Genomic DNA, 20,643 nt, shown 5'->3' on the forward strand with positions numbered 1-20,643 from the left:
CAAGAGCAGCCGGCCCCATCTCGCGATGGGGCCGGAAAACTTGTTCACCGCCCGGATAGACCGTTGATGCGTCCTCTCGACCCCGTGACGTCAAAGCAGCGCGTGGCTTACGGCCTCGCGTTCTTCGTGGTGTTCGTTGCCCTCTGGTCCTGGGCGACCTTCGGCGGCCATGTGTCGAAAGTGTTCCTCGCCAACCCGTTGACCATGGTGCAGGAAGGCGTCGACCTGCTCACCAATCAGGGCTTCCTGTTCGACATCGGCATGACCATCTGGCGCGTCGTCGGCGGCTTTGTGCTGGCCGCGATCATTGCCGTGCCGATCGGCGTGCTGATGGGCGCCTACAAGCCGATCGAGGCCTTCCTCGAGCCTTTTGTCTCCTTTGCGCGCTACTTGCCCGCCTCCGCCTTCATTCCGCTCCTGATTCTGTGGGCCGGCATCGGCGAGATGCAAAAGCTGCTCGTCATCTTCATCGGCTCGGTGTTCCAGGTCATCCTGATGATCGCTGTGACTGTCGGCGCCACGCGGCGCGATCTGGTGGAGGCCGCCTATACGCTCGGAGCCAGCGATCGCGGCATCATCCGCCGCGTGCTGCTGCCATCCTCCGCGCCCGAGATCGCGGAGATCCTGCGGCTGGTGCTCGGCTGGGCCTGGACCTATGTCATCGTCGCCGAGTTGATCGGCTCGTCCTCCGGCATCGGCCACATGATCACCGACAGCCAGGCTCTGCTCAACACCGGCCAGATCATCTTCGGCATCATCGTCATCGGACTGATCGGCCTGCTCTCGGACTTCATGTTCAAGGCGTTCAACGCCTGGCTGTTCCCGTGGAGGCTCGCGTGACGATTCTCAAGATCGAGCAGGTCTCGCGCACCTTCCCCGCCCGCCATGGCAACGCGCCGACCAGGGCGCTGGAGCCGACCGACCTCACAATCGGCAACAATGACTTCGTCACCATCCTCGGCCCCTCCGGCTGCGGCAAGTCCACGCTGCTGCGCATCGTTGCCGGCCTCGACCGTCCGACCAGCGGACGCGTCACGCTCGACGGGCGCGAGGTCACCGGCCCCGGCGCCGACCGCGGCATGGTGTTCCAGTCCTACACGCTGTTTCCGTGGCTGACGGTGCGCGAGAACATCGCCTTTGGCCTGCGCGAGCGCGGCGTGCGCGAGGCGGAGCGCAACAAGATCGCTGACACCTTCATCCGCCAGGTTGGCCTCTCCGGTTTCGAGAACCACTGGCCAAAACAGCTCTCCGGCGGCATGCAGCAGCGCACCGCGATTGCGCGTGCGCTCGCCAATGATCCAAAGATCCTGCTGCTCGACGAGCCCTTCGGCGCGCTCGACAACCAGACCCGCGCCTTGATGCAGGAAATGCTGCTCGGCATCTGGGAGCGCGACCAGAAGACCGTGCTGTTTGTCACCCACGACATCGAAGAGGCGATCTTCCTCGGCAGCCGCGTCATCGTCATGAGCGCCCGTCCCGGCCGCATCAAAGCCGAGATCAATGTGGACCTGCCGCATCCGCGCTTCTACAAGATCAAGACCACGCCCGAATTCGTTCAGTTGAAGGAACGGCTGGTCGAGGAAATCCGCATCGAGGCGCTGAAGGTTGCCGAACATGCCTGACACCCAGCCGAGCGCCGATGGGATGCGCGTTCTCGCCGATCTCAATGCACTGCGCGCCCTCGGCGCCTACAAGACCGGCGTGCACAAGCCGACCTTCTCCGAGCCGCACAGGCAGTCGCTGGACTGGCTGGTGCGGAAGCTGCCCGGCGCCGGGCTCGCGCCCACGATCGACGGCATCGGCAACGTCTTCGGCACCAGCGCAACGCCGGGACCGAAGCTGCTGGCGGGCTCGCATCTGGAAAGCCAGAACTACGCCGGTTGGCTCGACGGGCCGCTTGGCGTCGTCTATGCGCTCGAGGCTGCGCGCGTGCTCAATATCGATCCCTCCGTGAAAGGCGCGGTTGAAGTTGCCGCGTGGTGCGACGAGGAAGGTCATTTCGGCAGCTTTCTCGGATCGCGCTCCTATATCGGGCAGGTGAGCGAGACCGAGATCAACGCCGCACGCGACCGCACCGATGGCCGCACCATGCGCGACGCGCTTGGCGACATGGGGCTTGCCGGACGGGCGCGTATCACGGCCGAACCGGGACGACACGTCGGCTATTTGGAGGCGCATATCGAGCAGGGCGACACGCTCGAAAGCGGGCAGCTCGCGATCGGCGTCGTGACCTCCATCGTCGGCATCTGGCAGTACCGCATCGATTTCACCGGTGAGCAGAACCACGCCGGCACCACGCGCATGGCCGTGCGCAAGGACGCGGGCCTGGCGCTCGCCAAATTCTGCGTGACGATCGACCAGCGTTTTCCGGCTGCGTGCGGGCCGCGCACGGTCTGGACCACCGGCCGCGTCACGCTCGATCCGGGCGCGCCGAGCATCATTCCGGGTGGCGCCGAGATGCTGTTCCAGATTCGCGACGACGATCCTTCCGTGATCGCACGGCTGGAGGAATTGCTGCGGATTGTGGCGGACGAGGTCAACGCGAATGGTCCCTGCACCGTAACAGTGGAGAAAATCCGCACCGGCGCGCCCGCGATGATGAATGCCGGTTTTCAGGACGCGATCGACGCCGCGAGCAAAGCATTTGCCGGCGGACGATCGATCCGCATGCCGAGCGGCGCCGGCCATGACGCACAGATGCTCGCGACCATCATGCCGGCAGGCATGCTATTCGTGCCCTCGATCGGCGGCATCAGCCATCACTGGACCGAGAACACCGCCGACGCCGATATCGTTACCGGCGCAGAGGTCTTCGTCGACGCCTGCCGGCGCATTCTCGGCGGCTAGAACGACGTGCCGCCGCCGAACCTGAACTCCTGGACCACGTCGTATTTACCCTTCGTGAGCGGCACGGCGTAATCGAAGCGCAGCGGTCCGAACGGCGAGGCCCAGATCAGGCCGACGCCGACCGACGAACGCACCAGGCTGCTGTCGTCATATTGCAGTCCGCAGGTCGGGCACGCCTTCGTATTCACTTCGCCCGTGGCCGCCCACGAGGTCGGCCCCTGGTAACCCCAGAGCGAGCCGGCATCGGCGTAGACCGCGCCCTTCAGGCCGACCTCCTTGGGCAGGAACCAGAATGGCATCTGCAACTCCATCGACGCGCCCCAATATTTGGTGCCGCCCAGCGCATCGCCAACGGTGCCGTAGCTCGCATAGGTGATGTCGCGCGGACCGATGCCGTTGGAAGCGAAGCCGCGCACGAGGTTCGGGCCCATCTGGAAGTGATCCAGCATGCGCAGATCGTTGTTGCCGATCTTGCTGAGGACGCCGCCCTGGAGATGGATCACGCTGACGATCTCGGACACCAGCGGCGTGTAGTACTTGGTGTCGAGCGCAGTCTTCAGATAGGTCACGTCGCCGCCGACGCCGGCAAAATCCTGCTTGAAGTCGATGATCAGACCGTCCGTTGGATTCTTGTTGTTGTCGAGCGTGTTGTAGTTCAGCGTATAACCCACCGCCGACGTCAAGGTCGGACCGTTCGTGAGCTCCTTCCGGACCGGCAGGCTCGATTCGCCGTCGCCGTAGCAGCCGTAGCCATAGACGCCCGAACTCGTCGAGTTGGTCGGATCCACGCCGCCCAGCACGTTCGCGATGTAGGCCGGCGTCGGGTTGAAGGCCAGCGACGTGTTGGCCGCGTTGTTGTTACAGTTGTTGTAGTCGCTGGCGAGCGTGATGCTCTGCTGATAGAGCGAGTAGCGCAGCTGGAGCGAAAGATCCTCGCGCAACGCGAAGCCGAGGCGCGGCGAGAAACCCAGCGTCGTCACGCCATAGCTGGTGTAGCTGTTCGACAATTGCTGGCGCCAATAGGTGTCGATTCCGAGGGCGATGCGGTAGTCGAGCAGATACGGCTCGACGAAGGACAGCGAGACGCCGCGCGCATACTGGCCGTAGGTCACCGACGCTTTCGCGAAGAGCCCCTTGCCGAGCAGATTGCGCTCGGAGACCGAAACCTCGGCCAATGCGCCGTCGGTCGTAGAGTAGCCGCCCGAGATCGAGAAATCGCCGGTCGACTTCTCTTCCATGTTGACGATCAGGATGACGCGGTCGCTGGACGACCCGGGCTCCGTGGTGATCTTGACGCTCTTGAAATAGTCGAGATTCTTCAACCGGCGCTCGGCGCGGTCGACCAGCGCGCGGTTGTAGGCGTCGCCTTCGGAGATGTCGAATTCGCGACGGATCACGTAGTCGCGCGTGCGGGTATTGCCGCGCAGATTGATGCGCTCGATATAGGTGCGCGGACCTTCGTCGATGTTGAACACAACCGAGACGGTGTGCGATTCGAAGTTTCGGTCACCGCTCGGCCGCACGACGGCGAAAGCATAGCCGCGGCGCGAGGCCTCGATCTGCATCTCTTCGGTCGACTTCTCGACCGATTCGACATTGTAGAGCGAGCCGACATGGACGCGCGAAAAGGCGCGTAACGAGCTCGCGTCGAAATTGACGATGCCAGTGCGGAAGTCGACGATGCCGACGCGATATTGCTGGCCTTCCTCGATCTTGAAGCTGACGAGAAAACCCTTCTTGTCCGGATCATATTCAGTCAGCGCCGCCACGACCTGCGCATCGGCAAACCCGTTCTTGAGATAGAAGCGGCGGATCAGGTCGCGGTCGGCCTCGACGCGATCTGGATCGTAGATGTCGTTGTTGCCGAGGAAGGAGAGCAGATTGCTCTCATGCGTCTTGATCACGTCGCGCAGGCGCGCGGCCGAGTAGGCGCTGTTGCCGATGAACTCGATCGATTTGACGCCGGTCTTGACGCCCTCCTCGACCGTGAAGACGAGATCGACGCGGTTGCTCGGCTGCTCGATGATCTCGGGCGTGACGCGCACGTCGTAGCGGCCCGACCGGCGGTAGATTTCGGCGATCCGTAGCGTGTCGGACTGCACCATCGCGCGCGAGAAGGTCCCGCGCGGCTTGGACTGGATTTCGGCCGAGAGCTGCTCGTCCTTGATCTTCTTGTTGCCCTCGAATGCGATGCGGCTTATCACCGCGTTCTCGACCACCGACACGACGATGCGGCTACCGACCCGGTTGACCTTCACATCCTGAAACAAGCCGGTCTCGACCAACGCCTTGAGGCCGTCGTCGATGGCTGCCTGATCGAACTGGCCGTTCGCACCGGCCTTGAAATAGGAGCGGACCGTTTCGGCCTCCATGCGGCGATTGCCCTCGACCACGATCACGTCCGTGGCTTGCGCCGCCGCTGCTTGCGGCAACAACGCCAGGGGAAGCGAGGTAGCCATCGACACGCCACACACGACCACCGCGACAAGCCAGGCCCGCAAAACCGACATTCCACACCTCAAGAGCACCCGACTTGCTCTGAAACGGGAAAGCTGTGGCCACGGTGTGGCTTTGGGATTGCTGTACCGTTTCCGGTGATTGAGTTTGATTGAGCCGCCCGCCTGCGGAACGCCCCCGTCCCGTCGGTCAGGACAGTCAGCAACATCGGGCAAAAGATCACTTGTCTGCCAACAGCCTCACCGCGACGCCGCCCTGCCCACACCTCTGATGGAAGCCTGCTGCGCCCACAGAAACCGCTCGAAGGAGTTACGACCTGCGGAACACCATCGGAGTGAACCGGGATGCGTATTTAATGCAGCACATCCGAATTTCGGCACAGTGGAATATTTCATCGAAAACGCGTTGGCATACCGGCGACCCGCTGATTAAGAGTTCAACACCGCGCCTCCCTAGGACTTCCGAATTTCGAATATGTCATGATCGATAACACGCGCGTCCGGGTCCACCAGCATGGCACCGGCGCAAATGGGGGGACTCAAAATCAGGCCGTAGGTCGCTCGCGTGGCGGGTTGACCACCAAACTCATGCCTCGGTCGACGCACTCGCGGTATCAACCCTTATTTGGCTTCCGATCACGAGTCCGGCGAGCGCCAGCAAGAGCCCAAGCGCCGGCGGCGCAAACAGAGCTTCTTCCTGAAACAATCCATTCAGGAGCACGACCATGACGCCAAACCCAACAAGGCCTTGCGTCAGGTTCCCCGAGAACGCGTACAGCCGCCAGGCTTTTAGAGCTACCGCACAATAAAAACCAATCGGCACCAAAGCGGCGATGCCCATCTGGTACAGCAAGACGCCGATTGCGCTTTCGACCGCACCATCGATCGTGCCGCTTTGCTGCGCAGCGCCCCAGTCGATTGAGAAATAGCTGTCTGACAGATTTCCGCCGACACCCAAACCGCGACCGAACGGCTTTTCGAGAAATCCATTCAACCCGCCCATGAGGCCAATGACGTGATAGTCGCCAATTTGCAAGCCGATACGGATCGCAACGACCGCAAAGACAATCAACGCGACCAAACCTAACGCGAGTGTCACGGAAGCTCCAAGCAAGCGGGTCGATATCCAGGCAGCGCTTACAAAGATGACCATGATGAGCGCACCCTTGACACTGCAGAGCACCAGAAGAGGCAGCGCGGCGAGCGCCAAAAACGGACGTCCGACTGAAAACGCAAAAAGGCCGAAAAAGGCGATGCCATATCCGAAGCTAATCGGATGCATGTTTGGGCCGTTAATGCGGAGAAGCTGGGAAAGTCCGGACCCTTCGAGCAAAGGAGTATTCAAGAAATCAAACTTGAAATGGTCCTTCAGATCAACAGGAACATTTCCCGTGGCTCGCATCTCAGCTTCCCAGGCGCCCGAATGAGCAGCCTTCAGCTCTTCGAAACCCCAGAAGGTATAGCCGTTCGTGATGGCTAGCCAAGAATCTCGGAATGCAAACTCGATATAACCCAGAAGAACCAAAACGACCGCCATCGCCACCAGGAACGGCGTGGCCCGGACCTGATAGGTGACGGCAGTCAGTAGCGACAGTTGAAACAAGAACAGCGGAAGGACAATATTGCGGAGATAAGCCAGTGCCGCTCGCGCATCGTGATCGACGCCAAGCGCGAAATAGAGCGCTGCCAATGCCAGAGCGGCGACACCCCAGCGCATGATCTGATTAACCTCAGCCGACTGCTTCCCTTGGCCAAGCACATAAAGCGCGAAGGTGAGCAGCCACATGGCGGAGCAAACGAGAAAGTTGTAGCCCTTGATGAAGTCCAAATCGGATGGGCCAGGAATGAGCGGCGACAGAACAGAGATGAACAGATTTTGGAAAAACAAAATAAAGATGGCGATTAGCGGCGCATGCATCGGGGCAGCGATGACGATGGCGACGGCGATTAGCGTCTCGACAGCAATGGCTAGAATTGGACTCGCCACGTGCAAGATCGAAGCAAAGCCGATCGACGCTACTGCAAGGCATATCGTCGGGACCAGATCGCGCGCGGACGCAGGCAATTGCTCTGCAATTTCGAGCTCCGCGATCTGATACTGCGCCGGATACGGGCCGCTCATATAGTGTACTTTCGGCTTCGAACCTAATGGCAATAGCGCCGAATGTGTAACGTCTCGTTAACAGTTGCGAGTTCCGCCAAGATGTAGAACGCGAGATCACCGTGCGGGCCAGTTTTGAGTTGCAGGAGCGCCTCCGCTTGCTCCCCCGTCACCTTGCCCGCAATAAACTAACTCGGATCCCGCTGATGGCTCTAGGAGAGGCCGCCGGCGCGTCCAAAGCACCGCATTAACACACCCGGCTCGTAGGCATGCTATGTAGCCAACCACGTCTCTGCTCTTGAAGAGAGAGGTGCACCGGATCTTCTCATGTTTGATTTCATTCTCCACCTGATACAGCGTGACGTAACGCGTGGCGTTGCCGGAACCATTCTGCTCAAGGTCGGCAGCGGCGGTCTTGCTTTCGCGATGTTTTCGTTGGCGGCACAAACGATGTCGCCCAGCGGCTTCGGCGAATTTGCAACGCTGCTTTCAGTTGCACAAATCGCATCGGTTGTGGGCCTGGTTGGCCAGGAGCTACTTCTCGTTCGGTTCCTGAACGAGTACCAAGTCAATCAGCAAACCAGCCTCATCAAGGGCGTTTTGCTCTCCAGTTTGAGCATCTCATCGGTTGCGATGTCGATCGCGATCTGCGCGATTGCGGCTGTGGCAACCATCAGAGGCGAGTGGTGGGTCTTGACAGTTATCGTTTGCGCCTTCGCCGCAGTGAACGCCGGATTGATGCTCGGCAGCCAGATTGCCCGATCCGTCGTTAGCATTGTGATGGGGGAAGGCAACAGGGAGTTTTTCTGGCGTGTTGCTGTAGTCCTGATCCTGCTCGCTATTTTCCTGCGCCACGGGCGGCTCGAGCCGGCCGTGCTGTTTGGCTTGATCACCGTTGCGATGGCGCTCGGACTGTTCGTGCAGATCGCTTCAATCGCACGAGCCCTGCCGAACTTGCGAGATGTACCTGCGCAATCGGAAAGATCGCGCTGGCGGTGGAGCGCGCTTCGTTTCTGGATCGCCTCGATTCTTGAGGCGGCAAACCAGTACTTCGACGTCATACTTGTTTATTGGATGCTGGATTCGGCAACCGCCGGGGTCTATTTCGCGGCCTCGCGTTTGGCTAATATCTTTGCGATGTTATCTGCTGCGCTATATACTTTTGGAGCGCGCCGACTACCCTCACTCTATTTCAGCAAGGACCATGCGCAGTTTGAACGCACCTTGCATCTCATGGCGGAGGTGACGGCGCTGTGCGTTATGAGCGCTCTTCCTCTTGTCTGTATCGGCGCTCCCTACCTGCTTCGTTTGTTTGGCGCACATTTCGCCGATCAACAATCGGTATTGGTCGTATTGGCGATCGGGACAGCTGTTCAGGCCGCCGGAGGGCCCGCTGCCGCAATCCTTCAGTTGACCGGTCACGAGGGCAAATATATTCCCATCGTCGCCGCCAACGTGGTTCTTCGGCTGCTCGGCTTCGTTGTTCTCATTCCCTGGATTGGTGTACTCGGTGCCGCCGTTTCGGCAACTATGTCACTCGCGCTGGCGACGATCGCTCTTAACATCCTATGTCGTCGAACAACGGGCGTTGATCCATCGATCCTCGTGCTGGCCGGTTTCAGATCCTCCAAAATCGTGACCTACTCTGTCCCTACGGCCGAAACGCACGAGTAAGCGGGATTTGGAGCACGTTTCGGCCGGTTGCCCTACTGCTAAGGAGCGCCGAGCAACGCCCGCATGACACCTTCGTCAGGTTTTCCGGTCATGTCGTCCAGTAAACCGAACCCTTGAGCCAATTCCCAATGCGTCCAGCCCCAGCAATGTTCACGAGCATAGGAGGTCACTAACGCGAGCCATCTCAGCCGGCTTTCTCGTGGAGCGCTGGCCTTCAGTACGCCGAATTCGTTGATGATAAGTGGGCGTGAGAATTTCTGCTGCCAGGCAACGGCGGGATCAAGCCATCGGTCAATCCCGGGCTTTCCACGCCCGAGATCAAGTGCCCGATCGAGCATATCGAGGGCTGCCGCGGCGCCCTCGTTTTCCAACTCCCGCCGGAGCACTTGAACCCTGGGATCTTGAGCGCCGATCGGGTAAGGCAATCCTTTGATCCAGTGAAGCGGTTCTTGCGCTTCCCAATGGCCTTGATGTGTAAATACCATCGGATCGTAGAAGTGGATGGCGTACACGACATTTTCATCCTGCAACGGACGAAACTCCGGAAGCGAGTCCGCTCTCTGCCAATTGGCCGGGCCGGCAATCAGGGTGGTCTTGGGAAGCAATCTGCGAACGAAGGTCGCGAGCGCTTCGAACTCCACTTGCCACCTGTCGGCTTTCACATTGGGCTCGTTGAGCAACTCGGCGAACACACGATCGGATGGATATGATCGAACAACCTCAGCAAGAACGCTCCACGCGCGTTCCATCTCGCGCAACGACGCGTTCGCATCTTCCTGATGCAGGCGATTGAAGCGCTCGCCGGGATGCAGATCGACGGAGACGGAGTAGCCCAAGGATGTGAGCTGCTCCAATGCTCGATTGAGGCGCCAAAGCGTTTGGTCTCTCTGCTCCTGCGAAGCAAACAGAGGCATAATCTGCTCGGCAGGCACCGGCAATCGGACGTGGCTCATCCCCGCTTTGCGAAGCCGTCGCAGCAATTCCAAGCTTGGCGGCATAGACTTTGCGCCGTTGATCCAGCCGTCGGCATTAAACCCGCGAGACAACGCATCGAGCCTGTCCGCCGGAACCGTATCGGCCAACGATACGCAGATATTCGCGGACACCGGGTGGCCGTACCAGATCGAGAGGAAAATCGCAGCAACAAGCCATCCTCGCATTTGGACACGCCGATCTACCTGAATTGACGATCGCCTTACCGTTACTACAGCGCCACCGCGTTTGCCGGTGAAGTCTACAGGATCTAACCGTCAGAATGTTGCTTCAGCATAAGAAGCGGGTGAGCTCAACGGCATATAATTGATGATCAGGCCGCTGGGCACGCCGTCAAACCTGGACAGCGCCGCGGTTGTTCTTTTCATTGCCGCCGAATCAAGCTCGGAGGCGCGAGCGACTAGGATGATCAGATCCGCGTGCTCGGCCAGCGATATCGCCTCGGGCTGAAAAGCCAGGGACGATGCGTGCAGGATGATGAGATCAAAGTCTGAACGAATGTCGTCCGCAGGTCTGGCAACCGCCCCTCTCCCCACGCCGAGGAGTTCGTTGACGGACTGAACTGCGGCCGCGGTGGCGCCATCCTGCTCATCGACCGTTGCCACGCCGAATTCGGGCAGAACTTGGATCAGGGCGCTTAGTTTGCCTCCGTTCACCGCCGCGCGATTCAACGCCCGTGCGACAGTATTGCCGCCGGCGCTCTTGCCCACCGAGAGCACGAGTGCGACCTTGCAGCCCGAGCCTGCCACAACATCGATTTTTTCAAGCACGGGACGCAGGTACGGAGCTACGTCTGGTTCATGTGCCGCAGCCATTGGCCTCTGCCAGATAGCCTTGCCCGAACCCGGCGTCAGGTCTGGGATGCGACTCCACACCGGAAAGTTCGGCAACACTCTGAGCGGTGGTAAGGCATTCGTTGATTTTTGGACCTTTGGAGGCTCTGCTTGTTCCGGTGCGGCATAGGAAGGAGATATGGCGACATCCGGGTCGTCCGACATGGCCTTCGTCATCGCTACGGCGGCTGTCGTTATCAACAGCGAGGCTAACGCCCAAGCTGCGAGGAGCAAAGCGAGAGGCGGACGCGTGGGGCGAAGAGGAGGGGTGGCGAGCGAGGCAAGTTTTGTTTGAGAGGTTTGCAGTGAACGCTGCTCGTTGGTCGATTTGAACCGAGACAAGAACTGCTCATAAATGTTCTTGTTGGCCTCGGCGTCTCGCTGCAACTCCTGCAGCCTGACTTGCGCCTGACCGTCGACCAGCATTTGCGTCTCGACCGCCTTCAGCTGGTTCTCCAGCGAATTTTGCTGTCCTAGCTGTGCCTCATATTCGGACTTGGTGGTATCGATGTTCTTCTTTCGCTCAATCTCGATCTGTCGGTTGAGATCGTTCAGCTGGCTGTACGATATCACGAGGTCTGGGTGGCGATCGCCGAACACCGCCTTTTTTTGGGCGATTTGGTCGTTCAGCGCCGAGCGCTGCGCTCGCAACATGCTCAATAGGTCCTGCTTGGCCGGACTGTCCACATTAGCCTTGAGATCACGTTGCGCCTGCTCGTAACGCGACCTTGCTTCTTCGGTCCGGGCCCTGGCTGTCGAGACCTGCTGGGTGAGATCGGTGACACGCAGTTGCTGGGTCGTGGACTCCCTACCGGCATTGACGATCTTGTGCTCGAGCCTGAAGGCCGCGACCGCGTCTTCCGAGGCGCGCAGGCGGTCATTCAGCGTCTTTAGACGATTTTTGAGCCAATCAGCCGCTTCATCGGTGGCCTCTGTTCGCGTGCGGCCCTGGCTTGCGACGAATGCCTCGGCCACGGCGTTGGCGTAGTGGGCGGCCTTGTCGGGCCGGTCCGAGGTGAATGCAATAGCGATGACGTATGTCAGCCCACGCCGCGATATGTCGAGGCGGCTGCGGAACTTGTCAAGCAGGCGCGTTGTATCGGTTTGACCGCCCGCAATGTCTTGGTCGTCTGCAATCTTGAGCTGCTCAATCAGCGGCCTCAGAAAGCCGTCTGATTTGGCAATTTCAATGAGGCTCTGAAGCGCTGCGGCGTCCTGCCCAATGCCGGGAAGCACGTCTTGATCAGTGGTGACGCGCTGCTCTCTGGGATCTACGACGACCAGTGCAGTCGCGGCAAATCGGACCGGAAGCACCATCAGGACCACTGTGCCTAGCCCGAATAAAGCGAGACTCAAGAGCAATATGCGTCGGCCATTCTCACGCAGGAACGAAAATGCGCCGGAGAGGGTGAGCTGTCCCTTGATGAACGTGTTGTCGGAGCGGCTCGGCTTCGCCATCCCAGCTCGCGGCGCTTCCCAAGAGGCTGCAGGCCTCATCGGGCTTCGCTGAGATGCACGGCTACCGAACGTCATGGCTTTTGGACTCAATTCAACCGAGAGTCACTGTTCAGTGGCCCACTGCAGCCTAAGTATTCATGGTTAACCTACAGTTGACGGCTGTTGCGCCCGGACGGGTAAGGGCCAACGATTCCACCGATGGCGCGGATCGTCGTCTCGCTGCATTGCGCCCGCTGCATTAACTCCGTTGGAAGCAAGTCGATGTCCGCGCGTTCACCGCATGGTAGGTGATACAGGCATACTCGCGAAGACCTGCGAAGCATGCGTGCTCTATTTGAGCCAAGCAATTAAGCCCAGGGGGCAGCAATGAGGTCGTCGACCGCCACTCATATCACAAGCACGAGTACGCCTAAGCGGCGCGTGCTTCTGTTGCAGACCCAGGCTGAAAACGCCGGCGCACAGGAGATCACAAGGCTTCTTGGAAAGGGTTTAGGCGCCCGCGGTTACGAAATCTTTAACGTGTTCTTTTTTCGTAAATCGGAGTCTTTCGACGAGCCGCCCAGCACCTTTTATTGCGCCTCCAGCCGACCGGGAACTCCGATCGCCCTGCTACGAATGCTATGGGCCCTCGGTTCCCACATCAGAAGCGTTAAGCCGGATGCGGTCCTCACCTTTCAACACTTCGGCAATGTGATCGGCGGCGGCGTCAGCCGGCTTGTTTGCCGAGCCCCCGTTATTGCAAATCAGGTATCGTCCGCGATGTCGATGAGTTGGCCGGTCCGAGCCGCCGACATCGTGATGGGAAGCCTCGGCTTCTTCGATTGCATAACGCTCAACTCGCGACATATGCAGCGCGAATATACCCGTTATCCCTCCCCCTATCGTGCGCGAATGAAATATGTCCCGCACGGGTTCGAGGACAAATCGCTGGACGTGCCAAAGAGGATCGCACGGCAGCGGTTCAAGTTGCCGCTCGATCCTGCGCTGCTTGGCTGCGCGGCAAGATTGCACCCTCACAAGCGGCTTGATGCTGCCATCCGTCTGCTGGCTCACCAACCGTCTTGGCATCTCGCCCTTGCAGGTCAGGGTGCGGACGAAGAGCGGCTAAGGCTTTTGGCGGATGAATTGAATGTAGTCGACAGACTCCATTTCATCGGGGAGATTTCCCCGGAGAAGATGGCGAGCTTCCTAGCCTGCCTGGACGTCTTCGTGTTCCCCTCGCAAGCCGAGACCTTTGGCCTCGCGGCGGTTGAGGCGGCGAGCGCGGGCCTTCCTTTGGTCGTTAACGATCTAGAAGTCTTACGAGAAGTGTTATCGGTCGAGGGCAGGCCAGCAGCACTCTTCGTCGACTCGTCGGACGGCGCAAAGCTATTCGAGGCCGTATCCAGAGTTTTAACTGACCAAAGTCTGAGTAGCGAGCTGCGGCAAAATGCCAAAGGCCTGAGATCTCGATATTCGGTAGAGACGATGATTGAGGAGTATGTGCAAATTCTCAATCAGGCGATCTGATGCTTGGCTGCCTCAGGAAGATGGCGCAGATGACGATCGAGTTCCGCTGCGAGAAGGAACATGCCCGGTTCTGGATGAACCGCCGCGCCTTATCCGTCGACGGCCAGGATATCCCCATCCAGATCGCCTGGTCTGCAACGACCGAGGCCCGACCATCCGGACTAGAAGCTCTGTTCGAGCTTGAGCGATTGGTGCTACGTAGAGGGAAACGGGGTGGCGCTGATAAACTAACTACTATCCCGAAAGGCGCCCTCTGCATCCCAAGTAAAGCCGACGTGGTCGTTGATTTCACCACCGGGCAACGGGAAGCTAACTGCCCGGCCTCGCTTTATCTGCGGCCGCGCTTCAATGGGGCCGCAGGAGAAAACGCCGCCTTAGCGGCTATCTTGGCAGGTGATCTACCTGTTATCGAAATCGTCAATGATCTCGACGGAACAATACTCGATCGCGGTCGTCCCTCTGGAGAAATTGCGGTCGGACTAAGTGGCTCGCTTGAAACCGTCATGGCGCGCACCCTGACAATGCTAACGGCAATCCTCAGTGGCGCTCCCAGGATACTGCCTCAGCTGGCTTATCCTGCTGCCAGCAGCGCCGAGCTAAAACCTACCAGCTATGTTCTGCGGGGCTTGGCCACCTCAATCGCAAAGGAAATATACCGGCTGTGCTGCTACGCGCCTCATTGGCATGTCGGATGGCGTTACAGTACGACCACGAGTGTGTTTCAGTCCGGGAGTTTGTCGGGACCTGCCTGGAACGTGCTTGGAGATCCGGGACATCGGTTCTACGCGGATCCATTTCCGGTTGAATGGCAAGGACAAACGTTTGTCTTCTTTGAGGACCTTGACCACCGGGTGGGCAAGGGAATCATTTCTGCAATTGAGTTCGACGGCACGGGCCCAGTTGGAGAGGTCATGCCAGTGCTGGAAGAGCCATGGCACCTCTCATATCCGTTCCTGATCAAGGACGGCGAGGATTTATGGATGATTCCTGAAAGCTCCGAACATCGAGCGGTCGAGCTCTATCGATGCGTTCGATTTCCTGACAAATGGGAGCGTTACTGCACGCTGCTGTCCGACTTTGAGCTCTCCGATATCACCATCACGCACCACAACGGGTTGAATTATTTATTCGGAGCCTGGCGCGACGGCACCGCCGGTTACTCCGACATGTTATCGATTTTCTATGCCGACAATCTGTTCGGTCCCTGGCTACCCCATGCAAGCAATCCGGTCTTGATGGACCGCGCAAGCACGAGACCGGCAGGAAATTTCGTAAAAATCGATGGAAAGCTGTGGCGGCCGGTGCAGGATTGTTCAAATGGATATGGTACCGCGCTCGGCCTTGCGGAAATTTTGGAACTATCCCCGACGACGTTCCAGCAAGTCGTTCGGCGGATCATTGGGCCCGGCCTCCTGTGGCCCGGCAGAAAGCTCCACACCCTCAATCGTTGCGGCAATCTCGAGGTCATCGATGGATCACGGATTCAGCCAAAGAGCTCTCTCCTGCGCAGGCCCATATCTTCTCCTTCCGGGACCGGAGTGGCGGCGGCAGCGCCGCGATGAGCGGGGGCGACGAGCGGCTTAACCTCAGAGGTCTCAAATCGCAGCAAGAGCTATCGTTCAACTGCGCTCCGCCTCAGAACGTACTTCGCAAAATATGAGGTCGAGCGCGAGTTGACGAGCCGCAAGCTCCATCAGGGACCGAACAGCACCAGCTCCGTGTCGGTAAGATCACCAAGTTGGGGGCAATGCGGGCCTTTAAAATATTTGCGACCACGTTCGGTATAGGCGCCTCGCACGCCTGTCATCCCGCCGTTGGAATCGACGAGCACCAGGAGCTTGCCAAACCTTAACAGCAGCCTCCCGATGCGCCCCGCGCAGGCGGCATATTCGTCGACACTGCGGCAATAGATTAGCCGCATTGCCGGTGGTGCGATCCTGCCGCGGCGGATGCTCACAGGCTGGAGAATGAACGGGAAGACACCCTGCGGTGTACGGCAGACGACGCTCAGGCAGTGATAGCGGGCGTGCCGGGTCAGAAGCTCGGTCTCGACCTCGCCGAGGCCCTCGATCTGCTTGGTATGTGGTGCGATCACATCGATCTTGGAGCAGCGCGGCACGCGCGAGAGCGCCGGCACAGAGATGAACAGTCCTTGGCAGTAGGTCCGAAAGCCCTGCGTCTCGATGATCGGCCAAGTCCAGGGTGCCGGGCTGATGTTGAGATAGGTGACCTCCTTGTGGCGCTGGGCGATCTTGGTCAGGAGCGGCGCATAGTTGCGGTAGGCCGGCTCGACATACCAGCTCGAGAGGTTGCACTGGATGGTGGTCTCCTCGCCGTCCTTCCGCGCGGTGTAGATCAGGAGCAGCACGCCGAACGGCAGGCCCTCATTGTCGAGCATATAGCCGAAGCGCGGATAGCCGTCCGGCACCGGCCGGAAGGCCTGCCGCCGCAAGCCCTGGATCCAGTAGTCGCGCGAGCGACCCACGAAGCCGCGCGTCAGCAAATCCGCGACCGCATCGACGTCGGACTCCCTGATTTCGCGGCAACGAACCTTGGTCTGGATCACGCTCGTCTTACCCGTGGTAATGGTGGTACTCGCTTTTTAGCGCCAGCTTTCGACATGGGCGTCCGCCGCAATATGCGGCGTGAGCCCGAGGACTTCCTGCGCCTTGCTGGGCCGGGCGAAGGTATCGATACCGTGCGTGGCGAACATGGCGATCGCCAGGCGGTCCATGCCGAGCGGCTCACCGCAGCGTTGATCTCGCGTTCAGTGCCATGCAGGCCGCAGACGAGCAGGTTCGGAAAGCTCTTGACGTAGCCGGACTTTTCCAGCTGGGCCCGGCTCATCACCGGCGGGAAGCGTATCACCTCGGTGCCGGCTTCGCGAGGCCGGGTGATCAGGGCGGCCAGACCCTCCACGACGTCCTCATAGAGCGCAGTGCGCGCATAGACGCCGTCAGCACCCATGCGATGAAACAAGATATCCCTCAGACGATCGAGCGGATCGACGGTCTGCGGCGCGATGTCCGGCGAAGTGGGCAGAACAGCGACGGTCATGGCTTTCGACTTCCTGTTGTCTGCAATTGTTCTTGTCAGTCGTGCGGGCTCGCGGGCACACCGCAGCGAGTTTTGGAGCCCGAGGGTAGAGATTTGATTCAAATTGGTCGACGAAATAGAGGGTTAACAACGCTACATTTCGAGTGAGCGGTTAAAGCGCATCTTTTTGCATCGTTCAAATTCTGAACAACTGCATTAATGGTTGGAACGGGGGCACCAGCTGCTCGTGCAGCGCGGCTCAATCTTTGGCTACACCGCCCGCCGAATCGACCCACGAAAGCAGGTCGCCTCCGTCCGCCGCTTCGGCCAATGTGGCAGTGTTGGTCCCGTCGGCACCCACGTCCCGAACGTAAATAGCGACCGAAAGATCAACAAGAACAAGGAAGTTCGCCCGTGGTTGACCACCTTTATCGCCGTTTGCTCACAGGGTTTCGCTGGTCAAGCCGCGACTGCCCGGGAGCCCCACGAAAATGCCGAAGACCCGCTGGGTCGGCTCGGGAGACGCGCCGGCGTGCCCCAGAACCCCATTTCCCGCGGGAAGCAGGTCTGATCCAACCCGTTGCTCACGTTGAGCAAGGAGCAATCTGAGGCTCAGCGCGCTGAAAATTTAGAGCCCTTCAAACCCCGCTCGCCGCGTGATCTCCGGCCGGCATTTGTGAGGCGTCCAGCTCCGCCTCCCGGGAATGATCGGTCGCGATCAAGAGATAGATCGCCGGCACCACGAAAAGCGTGAACAGCGTCCCGATCGAAAGTCCGCTTGCAATCACAAGGCCCATGTTGAAACGCGACACCGCGCCGGCGCCACTTGCAAGGATCAGCGGAATCACGCCGAACACCATCGCGGCCGTCGTCATCAGGATCGGCCGCAACCTGATTGCTGCCGCCTGCTCGATAGCTTCGCGCTTGGCCGTGCCGCCGCGCTGGAGCTCATTTGCGAATTCTACGATGAGAATGCCATGCTTGCTGATCAGGCCCATCAGCGTGACGAGGCCGACATCGGTGTAAATGTTCAGCGATGCGCCCCCGATGCCGAGGCTCACAAATATCAGCGCGCCGGCGATCGACATCGGTACCGACACCAGAATGATGCAGGGGTCGCGGAAGCTCTCGAACAACGCCGCCAGCGACAGGAAGATGATCACCAGCGCAAATCCGAAGGTCGCAACGAACCCGGAGGATTCCTGGACATATTGCCGGGACAATCCGCTGTAATCGACGCTGTAGCCTCGTGGTAACGTCTTGGCGGCGAGGTTGTTGAGGACGTTCAGCGCGTCGGACTGCGCGATGCCCGGCGCCGCGACGCCCTGAATGGTGGCGCTGTTGAGCTGCTGGAAATGGTTGAGTGTCTCCGGGACCGTCTTGGTGGTGATTTTCGCGATCGTCGAGAGCGGTACGGGTATGCCGGAAACATTGGCTACATAATAGTTGAGCAACTGATCGGTGTTCAGACGGTCGCGCCGGTGGACTTGGGGGATCACCTTGTAGGAGCGCTGGTCGAGGCTGAAATAGTTCACGTAGCCGCCCCCCAGCATCGTCCCCATCGCCGTGCCAATATCGCTCATCTTGAGCCCGAGTTGGGCCGCCTTGTCGCGATCGATGTCGACCACGGCTTCGGGGCTGTCGATCTTCAGGTCCGTATCGAGGAAGATGAACATTCCGCTGTCGATCGCGGCCTTCAGAAATTGCTGGGAGGCAGCGTCGAGCTTGTCGAATGAATCGGTGGTCTTGATCACGAACTGGATCGGGAGGCCCTGGCTCCCCGGAAGAGGCGGGAGCTGAAAGGCGGCGATCCGCGCGCCGGCCACTTGGTCGAATTCCTTCTGCGCGAGCGGCTGCAACTGGTTGCTCGTCCTGGTGCGCTCGTCCCACGGCTTCAGCACCATGCCTCCAACCACGGTTGCGGGAGAGTTGATCTGGAAGACATGATCGGTCTCCGGAAAGCTCCTCATGATCTGATACACCTGCTGCGCATACAGCACTTTCTGCTCCAGCGTGGCGTCGGGGGCCAACGTCGACGACGCGATCACGACTCCCTGGTCTTCCTGAGGTGCGAGCTCGCTCTTGGCGCCGGAATAGAGGAAGTAGATACTGGAGAGCACGAGCAGCGCGAACACGGCGGTGACGGGAATGTAGCCAAGGCTGCCATGCAGCCAGCGCAGATAGCGGCCGCGCAAGACCTCAAAACGGGTGTCGATAAAGGCGGTGAGCCGCTCCTGCCAGCCGCGCGTCGCAGCGGGCGGCTTCAGCAGCCGCGAACCCATCATCGGCGAGAGCGTCAGCGCGACGATGGCCGATATGGTTACCGTGCCGACCAGGGTGAAAGCAAATTCCGTGAACAGGGCGCCGGTCAAGCCGCCCTGGAATGCAATCGGCACGTACACGGCGATCAGGACAACCGTCATGGCGATGATCGGACGGCCGAGCTCCCGCGCCGCCTCGATGGCGGCCATGACCGGCGCCCTGCCTTGCTCAAGATGGCGGTTCACGTTCTCGACCACGATGATGGCGTCATCGACCACGAGCCCGATCGCAAGCACCAGCGCCAGCAACGTCAGCAGATTGATGGAGAATCCGGCCGCCAGCATCAACGTGAAGGTGCCGACCAGCGACAGCGGGATCGCGACCATCGGGATCACGACGGATCGCACCGAGCCCAGGAAGAGGAACACGACGAGGTTGACGATCAACAATGCTTCGACGAGCGTCCGCGCCACATCGTAGATCGCCGCATGCACGAAGTTGGTGGAGTCATAGGCGATCTCGCCGTGCAGCCCGTTCGGTAGCTGTTGCTGGATACCCGGGAAGATCTTGTGCACGCCGGCGATCACATCGAGCAAGTTGCCGGTTGGTGCCACCTGGATGCCGATATAGACCGCCGGCTTGCCGTCGAATGCGACCTGCGTCTCATAGTCGTCCGCGCCCAGCGAGACGTCCGCAACGTCCTTGAGCCGCACAATCGCGCCGCCCACCTGCTTGACGATCATGTTGGCAAATTCGCTCGCTGAGTGGAGGCTGGTCGAGGCGGTCAGGTTGACCTCCACCATCTGTCCTTTGGTGGTGCCAAGTCCAGCGATGTAGTTGTTCTGCGTCAGTGCGGCTGAGACATCGGCGGCGCTGAGACCGTAGGCCGCCATTTTCTTGGGGTTTAGCCAGGCCCGCAGCGCAAAGTTCTGTTGCCCGAGGATTTCCGCCGTCTGAACGCCAGGTACTGCCTGCAGCTTCGGCTGAACGACGCGGGTGAGGTAGTCGGTGATCTGGTTGCGGCCCAGTACGTCGCTGTCGAAACCGATATACATGGCGTCGATGGTCTGGCCGATTTGCACCTTCAACACCGGCTGCTGCGTTCCCGCAGGAAGCTGGTTAAGAACCGAGCTCACCTTGGTGTTGATTTCGGTCAGTGCCTTGTCGGCATCGTAATTGAGGCGGAGATTAATCGTGATCGTCGAGACGCCACTTGCGCTTTTGGAGCTCATGTAATCGATGCCATTCGCCTGAGCGATGGCGTTTTCGAGCGGGGTCGTGACGAATCCTGCGATCACATCGGGGTCGGCGCCGTAATAGGTCGTGGTGACGGTCACGACCGCATTCTGCGTGTTGGGATATTGCAGCACCGGCAACGAGTTCATCGCGCGCAAGCCAAGCGCGAGGATCATCAGATTGACCACGGTGGCGAGGACGGGCCGGCGAATGAAGAGGTCCGTGAAGTTCATCTCGC

12 protein-coding genes and 2 pseudogenes are annotated in these 20,643 nt (G+C 59.9%); 7 read left to right on the forward strand and 7 right to left on the reverse strand.

All coding sequences use genetic code 11. The features are described from left to right. Positions 1-66 precede the first annotated feature (66 nt). From JJE66_RS00310 to JJE66_RS00320, 3 genes are read left to right on the forward strand one after another with little or no spacing between them, the layout of a single operon-like run. The gene (locus JJE66_RS00310; protein WP_200512149.1) at positions 67-840 is read left to right on the forward strand and encodes an ABC transporter permease; all 774 of its coding nucleotides are present in this window, start codon (positions 67-69) and stop codon (positions 838-840) included. Beyond that, a complete protein-coding gene (locus tag JJE66_RS00315; RefSeq protein WP_200512150.1) occupies positions 837-1,622 on the forward strand; it encodes an ABC transporter ATP-binding protein in 786 nt (261 codons plus the stop codon). The genes JJE66_RS00310 and JJE66_RS00315 overlap by 4 nt, the downstream gene beginning before the upstream one ends. Continuing rightward, entirely contained in the window at positions 1,615-2,847 is a 1,233-nt protein-coding gene (locus tag JJE66_RS00320) for a Zn-dependent hydrolase (RefSeq protein ID WP_200512151.1), read from the forward strand. The genes JJE66_RS00315 and JJE66_RS00320 overlap by 8 nt, the downstream gene beginning before the upstream one ends. Here the strand turns inward: JJE66_RS00320 and bamA are convergent. Beyond that, positions 2,844-5,357, reverse strand: coding sequence for an outer membrane protein assembly factor BamA (bamA, locus tag JJE66_RS00325; RefSeq protein ID WP_200512152.1), 2,514 nt, complete (start codon positions 5,355-5,357; stop codon positions 2,844-2,846). The two genes, JJE66_RS00320 and bamA, sit on opposite strands and share 4 nt — an antisense overlap. Positions 5,358-5,768: 411 nt before the next feature. On the opposite strand from bamA, the pseudogene JJE66_RS00330 reads away from it, so the two are divergent. Further along, a pseudogene (locus tag JJE66_RS00330) lies at positions 5,769-5,894 on the forward strand (IS5/IS1182 family transposase); the annotation flags it as partial. On the opposite strand, the gene JJE66_RS38795 reads toward JJE66_RS00330, so the two are convergent. After that, positions 5,890-7,425 (reverse strand): hypothetical protein, encoded by a 1,536-nt coding sequence (locus JJE66_RS38795; RefSeq protein ID WP_409362787.1) that lies wholly within the window; start codon positions 7,423-7,425, stop codon positions 5,890-5,892. The pseudogene JJE66_RS00330 and the gene JJE66_RS38795 sit on opposite strands and share 5 nt — an antisense overlap. Before the next feature lie 306 nt (positions 7,426-7,731). Between JJE66_RS38795 and JJE66_RS00340 the strand changes: the two genes are divergently transcribed. Continuing rightward, entirely contained in the window at positions 7,732-9,078 is a 1,347-nt protein-coding gene (locus JJE66_RS00340; RefSeq protein ID WP_200512153.1) for a lipopolysaccharide biosynthesis protein, read from the forward strand. 38 nt (positions 9,079-9,116) lie between these two features. Here the strand turns inward: JJE66_RS00340 and JJE66_RS00345 are convergent, their stop codons facing one another. Further along, positions 9,117-10,238, reverse strand: coding sequence for a glycoside hydrolase family 5 protein (locus tag JJE66_RS00345; RefSeq protein WP_200512154.1), 1,122 nt, complete (start codon positions 10,236-10,238; stop codon positions 9,117-9,119). A gap of 90 nt (positions 10,239-10,328) precedes the next feature. After that, complete coding sequence (locus JJE66_RS00350; protein WP_200512155.1) at positions 10,329-12,437, reverse strand: GumC family protein; 2,109 nt, start codon at positions 12,435-12,437, stop codon at positions 10,329-10,331. Positions 12,438-12,728: 291 nt separating this feature from the next. On the opposite strand from JJE66_RS00350, the gene JJE66_RS00355 reads away from it, so the two are divergent. Continuing rightward, complete coding sequence (locus JJE66_RS00355; RefSeq protein WP_200512156.1) at positions 12,729-13,871, forward strand: glycosyltransferase family 4 protein; 1,143 nt, start codon at positions 12,729-12,731, stop codon at positions 13,869-13,871. 29 nt (positions 13,872-13,900) lie between these two features. Then, positions 13,901-15,433 (forward strand): hypothetical protein, encoded by a 1,533-nt coding sequence (locus tag JJE66_RS00360; protein WP_200512157.1) that lies wholly within the window; start codon positions 13,901-13,903, stop codon positions 15,431-15,433. Positions 15,434-15,564: 131 nt separating this feature from the next. Here the strand turns inward: JJE66_RS00360 and JJE66_RS00365 are convergent, their stop codons facing one another. The 3 genes and pseudogenes from JJE66_RS00365 to JJE66_RS00375 all read right to left on the reverse strand — a co-directional run bounded on the left by JJE66_RS00365 (position 15,565) and on the right by JJE66_RS00375 (position 20,638). Beyond that, on the reverse strand, positions 15,565-16,437 hold the full coding sequence (locus tag JJE66_RS00365; RefSeq protein ID WP_200512158.1) for an acyl-CoA acyltransferase: 873 nt from the start codon (positions 16,435-16,437) through the stop codon (positions 15,565-15,567). 137 nt (positions 16,438-16,574) lie between these two features. Continuing rightward, a pseudogene (locus JJE66_RS00370) lies at positions 16,575-16,928 on the reverse strand (hypothetical protein); the annotation flags it as partial. Positions 16,929-17,545: 617 nt separating this feature from the next. Beyond that, positions 17,546-20,638: an efflux RND transporter permease subunit gene (locus JJE66_RS00375; RefSeq protein WP_200512159.1), complete on the reverse strand. Its 3,093-nt coding sequence runs from the start codon at positions 20,636-20,638 to the stop codon at positions 17,546-17,548. Between the last annotated feature and the right edge of the window lie 5 nt (positions 20,639-20,643).

Origin of the sequence: Bradyrhizobium diazoefficiens (assembly GCF_016612535.1) — a bacterium.
In the GTDB taxonomy this organism is placed as follows: Bacteria; Pseudomonadota; Alphaproteobacteria; order Rhizobiales; family Xanthobacteraceae; genus Bradyrhizobium; species Bradyrhizobium diazoefficiens_C.